This window comes from Microbispora cellulosiformans (assembly GCF_008728085.1).
GTDB classification, from domain to species: domain Bacteria; phylum Actinomycetota; class Actinomycetes; order Streptosporangiales; family Streptosporangiaceae; genus Microbispora; species Microbispora amethystogenes.
This window is the reverse complement of record NZ_VYTZ01000001.1, coordinates 944521-959415: the sequence shown is the minus strand read 5'-3', so window position 1 is coordinate 959415 and position 14895 is coordinate 944521. Positions and strand designations below refer to the sequence as shown.

Sequence of the window (14895 nt, the reverse complement as noted above, 5' to 3'; positions counted from 1 at the left end):
GCATCACCGTGTGGGGCATCACCGACAAGTGGTCCTGGCGCAGCGGCGACACCCCGCTGCTGTTCGACGGGAACTTCAACAAGAAGCAGGCCTACAACTCGGTCCTTGACGCGCTCAACGCGGCGACCCCCAACACGAGCCCGTCTCCGAGCGCTTCGCCTAGCCGGAGCCCCAGCGCCAGTCCCAGTGCGAGTCCGAGCGCGAGTCCCAGCGCGAGCCCGTCGGCCTCGCCGTCGACGTCCCCGGTTCCCGGCGGATGCTCGGCGACGATCAAGACGATCAACAGCTGGGGCGGCGGGTTCCAGTCCGAGGTGACGGTGCAGGCGGGCAGCTCGGCGGTCAACGGCTGGACCGTCAAGTGGACCTGGCCGAGCGGCCAGAGCATCAGCAGCCTGTGGAACGGCCGGCAGAGCACGTCCGGTTCCTCGGTGACCGTCACCAACGAGACCTACAACGGCTCAATCGCGGCGGGCGGCTCCACGACCTTCGGCTTCACCGCCAACGGCAACGCGGCCACCCCCACCGCCACCTGCACCAGCCCCTGATCCGCACCTCCTGATCGGGGACCCCTGAGCTTCCGGTGCGCGGGACCTCCACCCGCGCACCGGAGGCACGCTGTACGGCCTCACAGTCCCCTGGCGAGGAGATCCTTGGCGGCCTGCGGCGCCTTGGCCGGCGATCCCGCGTCGTACGGCGGTTGCGGGTCGTACTCGATGGCGAGCTGGATCGCCTCGGCCGTGGTCTGACCGGCGACGCGTGCGACGAGCGCGAGCGCCATGTCGATGCCGGAGGAGACCCCCGCGGCGGTGACGAGCTTCCCCTGGAACACCACCCGCTCGGCCGTGTAGACCGCGCCGAACGACTCCAGCACGTCCGCCGCGCCCCAGTGGGTCGTCGCCGAGAGCCCGGCGAGCAGCCCGGCGGCTCCCAGCAACAGCGACCCGGTGCACACCGAGGTCGTCCAGGTGCTCGTCTCGTGCATCCGGCGGATCCAGCCGAGAAGCTCGTCGTCGTCCAGCAGCCCGCGCGCTCCCGGGCCTCCGGGAACGACCAGGACATCGCAGGAGCCGACCTCGGCGAACGCCGCGTCCGCGGTGAGCGCCAGCCATGCCGGGACGTCGCGCACCGGCCCCGGTCTGGCGGCCGCGAACACGATCTCGGCGTCCGGCAGGAACCTGAGCACCTCGTACGGGCCGACGGCGTCCAGCGGCGTGAACCGGTCGAAGAGCGGTATGACGATGCGCACGGGGACATCCTCCGACGGCGGACGAGCGCGACGGGCGGAGGTCATGACGGCATCTGTCCTGTCTCGGTGGAAACGCGGGAGGAGGTCGGGGTGGGAGCGGCGGGATCGACCGGATCGAGATCCGCGAGCGACCCGCCGGCCGAGGTGAGCCAGGCGCGTACGGCGGCGTTGTGTTCGCCGAGCGCCGGCGGCGGCTCCGCCGGGCGGACCAGGTTCTCGGAGTAGCTCACGGGGTGGCGCACCTGCGGCGCGCGGTCCGGCCGTGGGCGTACGGCTGGATCGAGGCCGAGTCGCTCGGCCAGGCCGAACGCCTCGGCGATGTCCGCGACGCAGCCCGCGGGCACCTGTTCGGCGGTCAGCCGTTCCTGCCATTCGGCCGCGTCCGCGGCGGCGAGGAGGCGTTCCAGCGCCGCGACGAGCTCCTCGCGGTTGCTCACCCTGGAGGCGTTCGTCGCGAAGCGTTCGTCGGCGGCCAGCCCGGGATCGCCGAGCACGCGGGTGAGCCGGGCGAACTGGCCGTCGTTTCCGCAGGCCACGGCGAGCAGGCCGTCCCGGCAGCGCAGGGTCTCGTACGGCGCGATGGAGGGGTGGCGGTTGCCCATCCGCCCCGGCGGCACGCCGGTCTCCAGGTAGCCCTGCGCCTGGTTGACCAGCGCGGCGAGCAGGCTGGACAGCAGGTTCACCTCGACGTGGCATCCCTTCCCGGTGTTCGCCCGGGCGGCCAGCGCGGCCAGGACCCCGATGGCGGCGTCCCTGCCGGTCAGCACGTCGACCAGGGCCACCCCGGCCTTCGTCGGCTCCCCGTCGGCCGCGCCCGTGACCGACATGAGCCCGCCCACGGCCTGGACGATGAAGTCGTAGCCCAGCAGGCCGGCTCCGGCGCTCGCGCCGAAGCCGGTGATCGTGCAGTAGACAATCCCCGGGTTCGCGGCCGCCACCTGCGCGTAGCCCAGCCCGCGCCGGTCGAGCGCGCCCGGCCGGAAGTTCTCCACGAGCACGTCGGCGCGCCGGGCCAGCTCGCGGGCGAGCGTCAGGTCGGCCGGATCCTCCAGGTCCAGCGTGACGCTCCGCTTGGTGCGGTTCACGCTTTCGAAGTACGTCGAGGAGTTGGTCGTCGAGGAGGTGGCCGACCACGGCGGCCCCCACGAACGGGTGTCGTCCCCGGCGCCGGGGCGCTCGACCTTCACGACGGTCGCGCCCAGGTCGGCCAGGGTCATCGTGCAGGACGGGCCGGCCAGCACGCGGCTGAAGTCGGCGACGAGCACGCCGTGGAGCGGACGGGTCACGACACAAAACATACTAAATCGGATGTATGCGTAGCTTCCGGGCCGTCTTGCGACCGTAGCCTGATGTAAGCCATTCGCGAAGTTTCACGCGTTAGGGTCGTTTTATGCGGGTTACCACCGACGCCGACGTACGACGGGTGTTCGACCGGATCGCGGATCGGTACGACGACCAGATGCGGGTCTGGGAGCGGCGCCTGTTCCCCGGCAGCCGGGAATGGGCCGTCGGGCAGGCGCGCGGCCACGTCGTGGAGATCGCGGTCGGTACCGGGCTGAACCTGCCGCTCTACGACGCCGCGACCACCGTGGTCGGGATCGAGTTGTCCGAGCGCATGCTGGACCTGGCGCGGCGGCGGGTCGCCCGGGACGGCCTCGGCGCGCGGGTGGAACTGCGGCAGGGCGACGCGCAGCGCCTCGACCTGCCCGACGCCGTCGCCGACACCGTGCTGTCCACGTTCACGATGTGCACGATTCCCGACCCCGCCGCCGCGGCCCGTGAGGCCTACCGGGTGCTCCGGCCGGGTGGGCGGTTCGTGCTGGCCGAGCACGGGCCCTCCAGCAACCCGATCCTCCGGGCCGGGATGCGGCTGGTGGAACCCCTGTTCGTACGGTTCGAAGCCGACTATCTCACCCGCGATCCCCGGCCGTACCTGGAGCGGGCGGGGTTCGAGATCGAGTCGGTGGCCCGGGCGGCGCGCGGCGTCAGCTTCCGGGTGCTGGCCGTACGGCCCTGACATGCCTATGGGTTTTAATCATTTGCCTAGTGCCATTAGGAATGACTAGCCTCGCCGCTCATGAGGCCGGTCACCGAGCACGAAGTGCGCACGTCGTTCATCAACTGTTCCAAGGGCGAGGCCAAGCGTCTCGACCTGCCCAGGGACCTCGCGGATCGTCCGTGGGAAGACCTCGACTTCCTCGGCTGGCGGGACCCGGGCGCACCGGAGCGGGCGTACGTGGTGGCGGAACGCGACGACTCACTCGTCGGGATCGCGCTCCGGGTGACCTCCGGCGTCTCGCGCGGCTTCACCTCCCGCAGCATGTGCTCACTGTGCCTGACCACCCACACCAGTGGCGGCGTGGCGCTGATGACCGCGCGCCGGACCGGCGAGGCGGGCCGTCAGGGGAACACCGTCGGGCAGTACCTGTGCACCGACCTCGACTGCTCCCTCTACCTGCGCGGCAAGAAGGAGGCTCCCGGGGCCGGGGTCGTCGAGGAGTCGCTCACCGTGGAGGAGAAGGTCGCCCGCACGAGAGCCAACCTCTACTCCTTCCTCGACCGGGTCGCGCACGGCTGACCGCCGGTCGGCGATCAGAGGGACATCCAGCAGTAGAGGTGCTGTTCCTGCCGGACGGCGCGCACCGCCAGGTCGCGCAGGTCGCCGAGGATCTCGGCGAGCTCGGCCGGGTCCGCGTCGCCCCAGAACTCCTCCGTACGCGACCAGGGTCCCGGCACGGCCCGGATCTCCTCGTCGCCGGCCGCCGCGAGCGCCGCGGCGAACTCGTCGGCGAGGGCGAAGACGGCCTGTTCCCCCTCGTCGTTGATCCAGAGCACTCTGGCGTGCCCGGGCCGATCGGTGATGTCCTCGTACCGGTGCCCGGTGAGCAGGGCTTCCAGGGTTCCCATCATCACGTGCGGGTCGATGCCCTTGAGCTCGACGCTGTCCTTCGGCTCAGTGCCCTCGGGCGGGCAGGCGGGACCGGCAGGCCAGTCGTGGACGGCCACGGCCTCGTCGTCCGTGCCGGCCCTGAAGTAATCGAAGAGGACTCCCATGATCGGGCAGCGTGCCAGGAACCGGGGCTCACCGCCATGGAAGCGCCGAAACCGGCGGGATTGGAGAGAATCGGCACCATGAACACGAAGGCTGTCAACCTGACCGAGGCGCTGGCGTCGTTCGACGACGTCTACAGTCCCCGCATCGTGGCGCGGATGAACGACTACGACGTGAGGATCGCCCACACCCTCGGGGAGCACGTCTGGCATGTCCACGAGGACACCGACGAGTTCTTCCTCGTCCTCGACGGCCGGTTCGACATCGCCATCCGCGATGCCGCCGGTGATGAGACGACGGTGGTGCTCCACAAGGGCGACACGTTCGTCGTCCCCAGGGGCACCGAGCACAAGCCGTCGTCGCCCGGAGGATCGATCCTGATGTTCGAGCCGTCGGGAACCCTGACGACCGGGGATCGCCACGACGGAGAGGTCCCGGCCAACGTGGACAGCACCACAGGCCACGAACTCTCCTGACCCGCCCGTACGCTGTCCTCGCTCACGAGGGACGAGCCGTCGGCGGCCCCTGGGCCTTGTCCTTAGCGCGTCCTCGTGTGATCCGCCAGAGGAGCCAGGCCTGGAAGAGCCCGGCCGCGGTGAACGAGAGCAGGAAGATCTGCGGGCCGGGTGGGTCGTCCGCCAGCGAGGCGAGCGGCAGGAACATGAGGAGCATCGACAGCGGCGAGGTGACCGCGAAGAGAACGATCGCCTCCAGGCCCTGGCTGCCCGGCCGCTGCGTCGAGATCGCGACGTAGACGGTCGCGGCGACCACGATCAGCGCGTAGGGCCCGGCGATCGCCGCGGCGAAGCCTCCGCGCTCGTAACGGGAGACGTAGCGGGTCAGTGCTCGCAGAGGTCGCATGGTCCCCACTTTGACCGACTGCGGGTGACATGTCCTGAGCGTGAATACTCAAGTGACACTGAGTCCGGTGCGTACGTGCGGCACGTCCCGGCGCGGCACGGTGGCCGCGTGGTCATGGCCACCCATCATTCGGCCGATGTGACTCGCGGCCTCGGCCAGTTCACGGCCGGGCACGCCGCCGCTCCGCCCGCGAGGCAGCCGCCGCGGGCACGCGAGTCGAGCCACGCCTGATGAGCGGCGTAGATCCGGTGCAGCCCGTCCTGCTCCTGGCGCAGCGTCAGGAGGTCGTCGAGGCATCGAAGCAGCGTCTCGACGGCGCGGGCGTCGGTGCCGGGGTCTATGTCACGCGGGCTCTTCGGGCCTTCCGGTTCGGTCAGACGCAGGACCAGGCTCCACCAGACCAGGTTGTCCCCGCACCCGGCACGGGTGACCAGCCACTCCCGGAAGCCGGTGAGCAGGCTGCGAGCATTGCCGTGATCGCAGCCCTCGACGAACGCGACGACGTCGGCGAAGTCGGCCCGGGGCAGGTAGACAAGCGGCCGCTTCCGGAGCGCTGCGAACAGCTCCCGGTAGTCCTCGATCCTCAACCCGCTTCACCGCCTGTTCGTCCGGCCGCCCGCGTGACGATCCTCCCGCGCCTCCGTACCCGCCGTCGACGAGCCCGGGCGCTTCACTGCGGTGGCGATTGTCGTCCTGGTGGTGCGTCCGGTGGGGCCGATCTGCGGGAATGGGCCGAAGATCTGCTGTCCGAGCGATTCGATCGGTCGGTGTGACCGCAAGCACCTTGACCAGCGTGTGTGCTGTCTGGTTCACCTTGACACTTTTCGTATGACGCTCGGAGGGTACGATGTATGACGTGGTAGGTGGCGGATGAGGAAGCCACTCCCGATCATCGAGCTGCCGCTGTATTGGGACGAGTCGAATCTCACCCATGCGCAGGGGCACGGCGTCTCGCGTGACGAGATTGAGCAGGTTGTTCACAACAAGCCCGAAGTGCAGCAGGCGAGGAGAAGAGGAGAGGCCGTCCTCGACCACTACCTCTTGGTGGGCGCCACCGACGCTGGTCGGCGAGTCACTGTAGTTGTTCTCTACCCCGTCACTCTGCAGCGTGATTGGGGCCCATACGAGCTGGAGATGGCAAGACCGATCACCGCATACGACACACCGAGAAGGGGCTCATGATGAGGCAGAACGAACCCGGCGCTGCGGACATCGCTGCGATGGATGAGGCAGAGCGTGCCGAGTGGTTCTATGACAACCGTGAGCAGGTAGCCGAAGAGTCCACTCCCGCAGTTCTTGATCGTGTTGTATCAGTACGGGTCAGCCCGGGCGATCTCGGCATGTTGAGCGAGGCCGCGTCGGCGGCAGGCATGAAGCTCAGCGCGTGGTTGCGCAAGGTCGGGTTGGAAGCCGCAGCGACAGCGCCTTCCGCTGCACCTGCGGCGATCCTTTCAGGTGATGACACTCAGCAGCTTCAGGACTCGGTCCGTCATATTGTCGCGCTGCTGCAACGCAGCGGTATCGGACTCGATCCTCAGCGGCGTCAGCACGATCAACCATTGATTCTGAAGCGGGCGAGCAAAAGAAGGATCAAGGTCGACGAGTAGAGTGCGCCGCCTGGCTCCCCGTCGTACGGTCACCCTGGGGCGGTGGAGGGGGCCGGGTGGTCCTGGTGTTCGTTGCGGACCAGGGTGCGGGTGGCGCGGTCGAGGAGGCTCGCGGTCACGGCGAGGACGATGAGCGCGGCGCCCGCCGTCAGCGTCGCCTGGGCGTTGAAGGCCGAGGCGGCGAGGGCGGTGACGGCGAGCCCGGCCGGTCGCAGGATGAAGGAGCCCGCGTAGTCGAACGACGAGACCCGTGACAGCGACGAGTTGGGGATGTGCTGCTGGAGCGCCGTCTCCCACAGGGTGTTGGGGAAGGTGGTCGCGATCCCGGCCAGGAGCCCGCAGAGGATGAGCGGGATCGGTTCCGGCGCGACTCCGAGCACGACGATCAGCGGGGCCGCCGGCAGCATCATGAGCCGCCCGGTGAACAGGAGGCGGCGCGGCCGGAACCGTACGGCGAGCGCGTTGCCCAGCACGTCGCCGACGCCGAGGCTCGCGGTGACCGCTCCCCAGAGCAGGCCGCCGTTGTCCGAGCCGGACAGCGACACCGGCCCCAGCACGTAGAGGAAGGAGTAGACGAAGTTGAAGATCATGAACATGGCGATGCCCGACCAGACCCAGGATCGCTTCGCGACCTCCTGCCACCCGCCGCGGAAGTCACGGAGGAAGCCGCCGCCCGCGGACGCGGGCCGGGCGGGGACCGCCAGCCGGCGGAGGAACAGCAGGCTGCCCAGGAAGGTCAGCCCGTCGGCGACGAGCACCCAGCCGGCGCCGGCCAGGACCACCGCCAGTCCCGCGATCATCGGCCCGACGCTCACCGAGATGTTGCGGGTGAGCGACAGCAGGGCGTTGGCCTCCTGAAGCAGCCGCGGCGGCACGGTCTCGGCGACCAGACCGACCGACGCGGGCATGAACAGGGCGCTCGCCGCGCCGGCGAGGCCGTGCAGCGCGATCATCGCCCACTGCGGCGGATGTCCCGTCAGCAGGAGCAGGCCGAAAGTGATCTGCGAGGCCGCGCTGACGGCGTCGGACAGCACCATCAGGCGCTTGCGCGGCAGGCGGTCGGCCCACACGCCGCCGCCCAGCATGAACACGATCTGGGCCGCCGAGTACGCCGCCAGCACCAGGCCGAGGTCGGCCGCGGAGCCGGTGGCCTCGAGCACGCCGAAGGAGAGCGCGACGGGTGTCAGGGCGCTGCCCACCGAGGAGAGCGCGCTCGCGAGGAACTGGTTGCGGAACTGCGTGAATCCGGCCAGTTCCGCGAGGTTGCGCCAGTGGACCGCGGCCATCAGAGGCCGGTCGGCTCGAACTCGACGACGTACTCCCGCATGACCCTCCGGGCGGCGGCGCGGATGCCGCGCTCGTCCGGCCCCGTCAGCCTGAAGCGCCCGGGCACGTGGAAGTAGCCGCCGGTCCCGTCGAAGACGTCCCCCGGCTCCGGCAGCACCTCGGCGTACACCTGGGGGACGACGTCCGCCATCGGCGTACGGCGGACCACCCGGCCGGGGCGGAGGGCGGGTTCGGGCATCACCACCCACCCGGCCGGGGCGTCGCCGAAGCGGGCGCCCGCCGACTCCAGCGGCATGCCCAGGACCGTACGGAAGCTCTCCGTCACCAGGTCGACGCCGTGGAGTTCCCGGTGGACGTAGGGCACCTCCGCGCCGCCGGCGCGCATCCCCGCTTCGAGGAACACCAGGCCGCCGTCGGGCCGGCGGATGATTTCGAGATGGAAGCAGCCGGTCTCCAGGCCGAGAGCCGTGAGACACGCGACGGCGAACTCGCGAAGCTCGTCCCGCAGCGGGCCCGGGTCGAGCGTCGCCGAGCCGAGCGGCCTGCCCCGCAGGAAGTCCAGGGGCGTGTTGACGTAGCCGGAGACGCTCAGGAAGTGCGGCCGCCCTCCGGAGAGGACGCCGTCCGCGTGGTAGATCTCGGTGGAGACGAACTCCTCGCACTCGAACGCCGTGACGTCGAGACCGTCGAGCTCGGCTCCGAGTTCCGCCTCGTCGCGGATGATCCGCACCCCGACGGAACCGGCCTCGGCCCGTGGTTTGAGGACGAGCGGGAAACCGATCCCGGCGGTGATCTCGGCGATCGTGGTGGAGGCGCCGAGCTCCATGAACCGCGGCACCGGCAGGCCATGCTTCGCCAGCCGCTCCTTCATCACGATCTTGTCCTTGAACGCCCGCACCAGGTCGGCGCCCGGGCCCGGGGCGCCGAACTCCTCGCGCAGCAGCGCCGCCGTCAGCACGTCGAACTCGGAGAGCGCGACGACCCCGTCGAACCGTCCGTACCGCTCGGCGAGGTCCCGCGCGGCCGGCACCAACGTCGCGAGCCGCAGGTCGGGAAGGGAGCTGACTCGGCCCGGCTCGACCGGGCCCAGCGCCGTCGTCCGCATCGGCAGGGTCAGGTACGACAGGTCGCACGGCTGGTCCGCGCAGTAGCGGAAATACTCGGCGTCGCTGTCGTCGTAGCGGTTGACGACGAGGTAGTGCGGGCGGTCCGGCATCGTCGTTTCCGTCGGTCGGAGTGGCAAAGGACAGTAGCGGGGGTCAGGCCAGGGCGTACCGCGAGGTGGCGGGCAGGACCGGCACGAGGTCGCCGATGCTCATCGTGCCGAATCCCAGCGGACGCGTGGCCTCGCACGGTGACGTCGGGGCCAGGAAGTCCGCCAGCCGGGGCTCTCCCACACCGCCGAGATCCTCCCAGATGCGGCGGCTCAGCCGGGGCATGATCGGGAATCCGAGGACGCTCACCCCCTTGAGCCACCAGTAGGCGCTCTCGTCGAGGTCCGCGACGCTCTGCCACCAGGCGTCGAAGGCCTCCAGCGCCCGGGAGGTCGCGACGACCGGGCCGTCCAGCGCCGACCGCTGCCGGTCCAGCAGCGTCTCCAGCCGTGTGAGCTGCGCGTCCGAGATCGCCTCCGGCACGGAGACCTCGGCGAGCCCGCGGCGGGCTCGTTCCAGCAGGGGCGTCAGGCCGCCGGCCAGTCGCTGGTTGACCACCTCGACGAACGACTCCGGCTCCATGCTCTCCCGGCGCTCCTCCAGCCGGGTCCCGGCGAGGAAGTACCGTACGGCGTCGACGTCGACGTTCGGGGTGCCGGCGATGTCGGCGGCCCCGATCACGTGGCCCCTGCTGGTGGAGAACTTCTCCCCTTCGAGCCCGTAGAACTCGTTGATCAGCGTCCGGTCGTACGTCTTCATGTCCCCGTGGAGCAGCGACGTGCCGACGATGCAGACGAGCGTGGGCACGACGTTGTCGACGCCGAGGCTGGTGACCGTGACGACATCCGAGCCGGGGTCGAACGCGTTGACGCCGGTGCCGCTCAGCGAGCCGTGGACGGCGCCGGTCAGCCGGGCGAACATGAAGATCCCGGCGTACGGGAAGAGCGTGCGCGGCACGCCCGGGTCCACCTCGTCCAGCGGGATCCCCCAGCGTTCCGGGGCGCTGACGCGCACCATCCCGCCCTCGCGGCTGAGGTAACGCCTGACCGTCTCCTGGTAGCGCGCGGGGACCCCGATGTCCGCCATCCGCGCCCCCAGGTCGCGGGGGTCCGCCGGTCGCAGGAACAGCGAGGTGATCTCCCGCCACTCAAGCGGGCCCACCTCGTTCGTGCCCTCGGGGTCGCGCAGGTTCTCCGGGCGGAAGTGTCCTCCGCAGGCCTCGCAGAAGTAGCTCCCCGCGCCGGCGTCGCAGTCCGGGCACCGGCCCGCGAGCCAGGGGCCCACGGCGAACCGCCCCGCGGAAGGGCTGTAGGGCACCCGCTCGCGGAGCGTCGTCACCGCGCCCCGCTCCCGCAGCCGCCGGAGGCAGCCGGCCACCTCGTCCTCGAACGCCGTACGCCACGGCTCCTCGGCCGGGTTGACGAACGCGTCGAGGCCGATGTCCATCGCGGCCAGGTCCTCGGCGATGAGCGCGTGGTATTCGGCGGCGATCTCGCCTTCGGGGCGTCCGTCGACGGCCGACTTGAGCGTCATGTACGGCTCGTAGACGTCGATCCCGGTGATCGTGAGGGGCAGGTCCCCCCTCATCCGGGCGAACCGGCTGAGCATGTCCGACCGCAGGTAGGGCCCGGCGATGTGGCCCAGGTGGAGCCGTCCGTTGGGGGTCGGCTCGGGCGGGACCAGCAGGTAGTGGCGCGGGGAGCGGGAGCCCGCGCTGCGGATGATGCCCGTGGAGCGAGTGCTCATTGGCGACCACTTCCAAGTGACTGGGGTTCCAGGTAACCGGGGCTGAGAAGACCGAGGGCGCGTTCGGCGATCGCGGGCGCCAGGCGGAAACCCGATCCGTTGCCGCCGACCGCGACCACGACGCCGGGGTGATCGGGCACCGGTTCGACCAGCGGCAACCGGTCGGGGGTGTAGCCGTCGTAGAAGGCGCGCCCGCCGGAGAGCGCTCCGGCCAGCCAGGGGACGTACCGGCGCAGCACCCGCACCGCCTCGCCGTGGTCCCCGTCGCTCAGGGCGGGCGGCCCCAGGACCGGAGAGCCGTCCCACTCCTGGGAGGTGAAGCTGAAGAGCCAGCGGCCGCTCTCCGGCTGCGGCAGCAGGAACGCGTCGTCGTCCTCGAATATCAGCACGGGCGCGTCGTCGGCCGGGCGGAGGTCCAGATGGAACGCGGCGACCTTCTTGATCCGCAGCCCGGCCGCCCGCATCCGCTCGCCGAACGGTCCGTGCAACGCCCACGGGCCGGTGGCGACGACCGCCGTACGGCACCGCGCGAGTGCCCGTCCGCCCTCGCCGGCCAGGAGAAACCCGTCCCCGTACGGCCGCAGGGAGGTGACCTCCTCGTCCTCCCAGACGGCGCAGCCGGAGCGGCCCCGCTGCTCATCGAGGAGCGCGCCGGTCAGCCCGGCGACGTCGGCGCGCCAGGAGCCGTCGGAACGGAGCAGGGCCTGGTCGCCGGACGGGCGCAGCCCGGGGAAGATGCCGTCCAGGGCGTCCGCGCCCGCCTCCTCCAGGACGGGACCGGCCATCGTCTCCCGGAGACGGCCGACGTTGTCGCGCGCCAGCAGCCAGAAGGTGTCGAGGGGACGGACGGGCAGGCCGGGCCGTCCGGCTCTGAGCCGCCGGTAGAGGGCGGTGCTCCGGGCCGCGAGCTCCCGCTGCCGCGCGTCCCGCCCCGTCGGCACGTCGAGCCCCGCCGACAGACCCGTCGCGTTGGGTGCACCCTGGTCCAGTTGGTCCACGGTGAGCAGCCGCAGGCCCGGTTCCCGCTCCAGGGCGAGATGGCCGGTCATCGCGCCGACGACGCCGGCTCCGACGACCGCGAGGTCGAACTCCCGGACGGCGCCGGTCATCCGGTCGTGCCCCACCAGATCGACAGCACGGAGAGCGGGACGCCGCGGTCCGCCATCGCGACATGCTCGGCGAAGGGCGCGAAACCGAGCAGGTCGCCCTTGCCGACCTCGTACGGCCGGCCCTCGTAGAGCACGGTTCCGGTGCCGTCGAGGACCAGCCAGATCTCCTTCACGGCGTGGCTGTCGGGCGGCGTCGCGCCGCCGGGGGCCACCGTGAAGCGCGCCATGGAGAAGGGACGGTCGCCGTCGAACGGCCCGAGGAGCGCGGCCCATTCGTCCAGCTCCTCGAACTCGCGCGGCAGCGCCTCGAAGCCGAGCCGGGGGAGGCTCATGTGTTGTACCTCCGGTAACCGAGAATCGCGTTGAGGATGACCGCGCTGCGCCACGCCAGCAGGCTGAGGTTGGGGTCGGCGATGCCCCAGGCGTGCCGGGCGCCGTTCTGCAGGAAGACGCGGCCCGAGGTCCGCAGGTCCAGCGACAGCGCGTAGTCGTCGCCGACCACGAGCCCGTCGGGGGTTCTGGCCAGGTGGGGAGCGAGCTCCGCCATGCAGTCCGGGAGGCGGTACTCGTACCCGGTCGCGAGGACCACGACGTCGGAGCGGACGACCGGGGCGTGCGGGCCCCTCACCTCCAGCTCCCAGCCGTCGGAGAGCCGGGCGCAGCCGGTGACCTCCGACCGGGGCATCAGGCGGAGCCAGTCCTTGCGGCCCAGCAGGCACTCGTGCCGGTAGCGCTCACGGTAGACGTCCTGGAGCGTCGCGAGGTCGATCCCGTCGCTCGCGTACTTCTGCTCGGCCAGCAGCTCCCGCTTGTCGGGTTGCGGCAGCCCGTGGAACTCCCGCGCGTACGCCGGGAAGAAGTACTCGTTGGTGAAGGGGGAGTCGTCCATCGGCAGGAAGCCGGGCCTGCGGGTGATCCAGGTGATGCTGCGCGGCGGGTCGTCGAGACGCATGAGGTGACGGACGATCTCCGCCCCCGACTGCCCGCCGCCGATCACCGCGACGGCCCGGCCGGGCAGTTCCCGGGGCCGCGACAGGAACTCCTCGGCGTGGAACACGTCGGCGCCCAGGTGGGGGCGCAGGAAGCCGGGGACGAACGGCGTCTGGCCGGTGCCGAGCACCACGTTCCGCGCCGTGACCTCGCCGCGCCCCGTGTCGAGGACGAAGTGCCCGTCAGACGAGTGCCCGTCAGAGGAACGCCCGGCACGGACGCGGATGCCGCGCACCTCCGCGCCGAACTCGATGGACGGGATGCTCCGGGAGGCCCACTGGAGATACTGGTCGAACTCGGCGCGCAGGACGGCCGGGAACTTCGCGGTGAGGAACTGGTACAACCTGCCCTCGTTGGCGAGGAAGGCGAGGAACGAGTAACGGCTGGTCGGGTCGACCAGCGTGACCAGGTCCTTGAGCGGCGAGACCTGCAGGGTCGCCTCGGGCAGCAGGAGGCCGGGATGCCAGGAGAAGCCGGGGCGCGCCTCGAAGTGCACGCTCCGCAGGTTCTCGACGTCGGCGCCGAGGGCCGCCAGGCTCAGGTTGGCCGGGCCGACGCCCACCGCCGCGTAGTCCAGGACGTCGCTCACGGGAGCACCGCCAGGTCGTCCAGGCTCTTCCAGAACGCCTGGACGGCCTCGTACGACTCCGCGGTGTAGCGCACGCTGGCGAGCCGCGAACGGCAGTCACCGCTCTGGGGAATGGGCGTGCCGGGCGGGATGACCAGCTGCCTGCCGATGACCTCCGGCCGGCCGTCCAGCTCGTCCCATCCGCGGATCCCGCTGTAGGAGCCGAGGTCGTCGGCCGTGAGGAAGCGTATGGCGGCGTACGGCGCGGTGGGCGTGCCGAACGCCGGCAGCTCCGCGGCGCCGACGCCCAGCCCCGCCGCGAGCATGACCGCGGCGAGGTCGGTTCCGGTGGCGAGCCGGATCAGCTCGGGGATCCCGTCGCCGGGCAGCCGGGCGCCGAGCTCCATCAGGACCGGCCCCTCGTCGCTCAGCCGCACCTCGCAGTGGAACGGCCCGGCGGTCACGTTCAGCGCCCGGACCACCTGTTCCGTGTACGCGACGACCTCGCTCGCCACGTCGTCCGGGAGGTCGGCCGGCGTCAGGTGCCCCAGCTCGACGAAACGCGGCTCGGCGCCGAGAACCGTCCTGGTGATCGCGACGACGGTGGCCCGGCCGTCCTCGACGTAGCCGTCGGCGCTGACCTCCTCGCCCGCGACGTACTGCTCGACGACGACGGTGTGCCCCATCGGGCGGCCGAGGTCGAGCTCCCGGTCGCCGGTCAGGGCGGCGTACGCGGCGGCGAGCCCCGCCCAGTCGTCGGCCCTGCTCACGTGGATGCTGCCGGAGGACTCCACCGGCTTCATGACGCACGGGAAGCCGACGGTCCCGGCCGCCGTGCGCAGCTCCTCCGGCGAGGACGCCTCGGCGAAGCGGGGCGTGCGCAGCCCGGCGGCGGCGACCCGCTCGCGCATGCGCGCCTTGTTCCGTACGGCGTCCACGGTCTCCACGGGCAGGCCGGGCAGGCCCAGACGCGCCGCGAGCCTGGCCGTCGTGGCCACGTAGAAGTCGCAGCCCGGGAGCACCGCGGCGAGCGGTTCACGCTCGTGGTGCCCGGCGACCACGTCGAACAACGTCCGCTCGTCGTTGGTGTCCACGGTGAGCACCGTGGAGGCGAGCTTTCTCAGGTCGGGGGGGATCTCGCAGTCGCCCACGTCCTGCGAGGCGATCACGACTGTCATGCCGAGGTGGTGCGCGAGCCGGGCGACGTCTGCGCCGCCGGAGACCGGTTCTACGACGAGGACGGACGAGCCGACCGGATCGAACACGGACTGACCT

At 71.2% G+C, this 14895-nt stretch carries 18 protein-coding genes; 6 read left to right on the top strand and 12 right to left on the bottom strand.

The window, feature by feature from the left end:
- Positions 1 to 545, top strand: a 545-nt coding sequence (locus F5972_RS04135; protein WP_191909931.1) for a cellulose binding domain-containing protein, incomplete at its 5' end; no start/stop codon positions are given.
- 80 nt (positions 546 to 625) lie between these two features.
- Here F5972_RS04135 and F5972_RS04130 read toward each other — a convergent pair.
- Both F5972_RS04130 and F5972_RS04125 read right to left on the bottom strand, forming a co-directional pair.
- Positions 626 to 1246: a DJ-1/PfpI family protein gene (locus tag F5972_RS04130; RefSeq protein WP_150931148.1), complete on the bottom strand. Its 621-nt coding sequence runs from the start codon at positions 1244 to 1246 to the stop codon at positions 626 to 628.
- 41 nt (positions 1247 to 1287) lie between these two features.
- The gene (locus F5972_RS04125; protein WP_225311133.1) at positions 1288 to 2532 is read right to left on the bottom strand and encodes a CaiB/BaiF CoA transferase family protein; all 1245 of its coding nucleotides are present in this window, start codon (positions 2530 to 2532) and stop codon (positions 1288 to 1290) included.
- Between the two features lie 104 nt (positions 2533 to 2636).
- Between F5972_RS04125 and F5972_RS04120 the strand changes: the two genes are divergently transcribed.
- Both F5972_RS04120 and F5972_RS04115 read left to right on the top strand, forming a co-directional pair.
- Entirely contained in the window at positions 2637 to 3263 is a 627-nt protein-coding gene (locus tag F5972_RS04120) for a class I SAM-dependent methyltransferase (RefSeq protein WP_150931144.1), read from the top strand.
- A gap of 60 nt (positions 3264 to 3323) precedes the next feature.
- Positions 3324 to 3824: an FBP domain-containing protein gene (locus F5972_RS04115; protein ID WP_150931142.1), complete on the top strand. Its 501-nt coding sequence runs from the start codon at positions 3324 to 3326 to the stop codon at positions 3822 to 3824.
- Between the two features lie 14 nt (positions 3825 to 3838).
- On the opposite strand, the gene F5972_RS04110 is transcribed toward F5972_RS04115, so the two are convergent.
- A complete protein-coding gene (locus F5972_RS04110) occupies positions 3839 to 4300 on the bottom strand; it encodes a hypothetical protein (RefSeq protein ID WP_150931140.1) in 462 nt (153 codons plus the stop codon).
- Positions 4301 to 4378: 78 nt separating this feature from the next.
- Between F5972_RS04110 and F5972_RS04105 the strand changes: the two genes are divergently transcribed.
- Positions 4379 to 4774 carry a cupin domain-containing protein gene (locus tag F5972_RS04105; RefSeq protein ID WP_150931138.1) on the top strand — a complete coding sequence of 132 codons (396 nt, stop codon included), beginning with the start codon at positions 4379 to 4381 and terminating at the stop codon, positions 4772 to 4774.
- A gap of 22 nt (positions 4775 to 4796) precedes the next feature.
- On the opposite strand, the gene F5972_RS04100 is transcribed toward F5972_RS04105, so the two are convergent.
- Together F5972_RS04100 and F5972_RS04095 are read right to left on the bottom strand one after the other, a co-directional pair.
- Positions 4797 to 5159: an SCO4225 family membrane protein gene (locus tag F5972_RS04100; protein WP_150931136.1), complete on the bottom strand. Its 363-nt coding sequence runs from the start codon at positions 5157 to 5159 to the stop codon at positions 4797 to 4799.
- A gap of 125 nt (positions 5160 to 5284) precedes the next feature.
- Complete coding sequence (locus F5972_RS04095) at positions 5285 to 5746, bottom strand: hypothetical protein (RefSeq protein WP_150931135.1); 462 nt, start codon at positions 5744 to 5746, stop codon at positions 5285 to 5287.
- Positions 5747 to 6029: 283 nt separating this feature from the next.
- On the opposite strand from F5972_RS04095, the gene F5972_RS04090 reads away from it, so the two are divergent.
- Positions 6030 to 6341, top strand: coding sequence for a hypothetical protein (locus tag F5972_RS04090; RefSeq protein WP_150931132.1), 312 nt, complete (start codon positions 6030 to 6032; stop codon positions 6339 to 6341).
- A complete protein-coding gene (locus F5972_RS04085; protein WP_150931130.1) occupies positions 6338 to 6766 on the top strand; it encodes a plasmid mobilization protein in 429 nt (142 codons plus the stop codon). The genes F5972_RS04090 and F5972_RS04085 overlap by 4 nt, the downstream gene beginning before the upstream one ends.
- A 29-nt stretch (positions 6767 to 6795) precedes the next feature.
- Here F5972_RS04085 and F5972_RS04080 read toward each other — a convergent pair whose 3' ends face one another.
- From F5972_RS04080 to F5972_RS04050, 7 genes are read right to left on the bottom strand one after another with little or no spacing between them, the layout of a single operon-like run.
- A complete protein-coding gene (locus F5972_RS04080; RefSeq protein ID WP_150931128.1) occupies positions 6796 to 8052 on the bottom strand; it encodes an MFS transporter in 1257 nt (418 codons plus the stop codon).
- Positions 8052 to 9269, bottom strand: a complete 1218-nt coding sequence (locus F5972_RS04075) for an ATP-grasp domain-containing protein (protein WP_150931126.1) — start codon at positions 9267 to 9269, stop codon at positions 8052 to 8054. Before F5972_RS04075 ends, F5972_RS04080 begins: the two co-directional genes overlap by 1 nt.
- Positions 9270 to 9312: 43 nt before the next feature.
- Positions 9313 to 10953 (bottom strand): class I tRNA ligase family protein, encoded by a 1641-nt coding sequence (locus tag F5972_RS04070; RefSeq protein WP_150931124.1) that lies wholly within the window; start codon positions 10951 to 10953, stop codon positions 9313 to 9315.
- Positions 10950 to 12077, bottom strand: coding sequence for an NAD(P)/FAD-dependent oxidoreductase (locus tag F5972_RS04065; RefSeq protein ID WP_150931122.1), 1128 nt, complete (start codon positions 12075 to 12077; stop codon positions 10950 to 10952). The genes F5972_RS04070 and F5972_RS04065 overlap by 4 nt, the downstream gene beginning before the upstream one ends.
- Positions 12059 to 12394, bottom strand: coding sequence for a cupin domain-containing protein (locus F5972_RS04060; protein WP_150931120.1), 336 nt, complete (start codon positions 12392 to 12394; stop codon positions 12059 to 12061). Before F5972_RS04060 ends, F5972_RS04065 begins: the two co-directional genes overlap by 19 nt.
- Positions 12391 to 13641, bottom strand: a complete 1251-nt coding sequence (locus tag F5972_RS04055; protein WP_191909930.1) for a lysine N(6)-hydroxylase/L-ornithine N(5)-oxygenase family protein — start codon at positions 13639 to 13641, stop codon at positions 12391 to 12393. Before F5972_RS04055 ends, F5972_RS04060 begins: the two co-directional genes overlap by 4 nt.
- Entirely contained in the window at positions 13638 to 14885 is a 1248-nt protein-coding gene (locus tag F5972_RS04050; RefSeq protein ID WP_150931116.1) for an ATP-grasp domain-containing protein, read from the bottom strand. The genes F5972_RS04055 and F5972_RS04050 overlap by 4 nt, the downstream gene beginning before the upstream one ends.
- Positions 14886 to 14895: the final 10 nt, after the last annotated feature.

Coding starts and splice junctions, on each gene's coding strand:
- F5972_RS04120 (WP_150931144.1), top strand. CDS start 2,637: ATGCGGGTTACCACCGACGCCGACGTACGACGGGTGTTCGACCGGATC.
- F5972_RS04100 (WP_150931136.1), bottom strand. CDS start 5,159: ATGCGACCTCTGCGAGCACTGACCCGCTACGTCTCCCGTTACGAGCGC.
- F5972_RS04085 (WP_150931130.1), top strand. CDS start 6,338: ATGATGAGGCAGAACGAACCCGGCGCTGCGGACATCGCTGCGATGGAT.
- F5972_RS04060 (WP_150931120.1), bottom strand. CDS start 12,394: ATGAGCCTCCCCCGGCTCGGCTTCGAGGCGCTGCCGCGCGAGTTCGAG.
- F5972_RS04115 (WP_150931142.1), top strand. CDS start 3,324: ATGAGGCCGGTCACCGAGCACGAAGTGCGCACGTCGTTCATCAACTGT.
- F5972_RS04105 (WP_150931138.1), top strand. CDS start 4,379: ATGAACACGAAGGCTGTCAACCTGACCGAGGCGCTGGCGTCGTTCGAC.
- F5972_RS04090 (WP_150931132.1), top strand. CDS start 6,030: ATGAGGAAGCCACTCCCGATCATCGAGCTGCCGCTGTATTGGGACGAG.
- F5972_RS04080 (WP_150931128.1), bottom strand. CDS start 8,052: ATGGCCGCGGTCCACTGGCGCAACCTCGCGGAACTGGCCGGATTCACG.
- F5972_RS04070 (WP_150931124.1), bottom strand. CDS start 10,953: ATGAGCACTCGCTCCACGGGCATCATCCGCAGCGCGGGCTCCCGCTCC.
- F5972_RS04110 (WP_150931140.1), bottom strand. CDS start 4,300: ATGGGAGTCCTCTTCGATTACTTCAGGGCCGGCACGGACGACGAGGCC.
- F5972_RS04075 (WP_150931126.1), bottom strand. CDS start 9,269: ATGCCGGACCGCCCGCACTACCTCGTCGTCAACCGCTACGACGACAGC.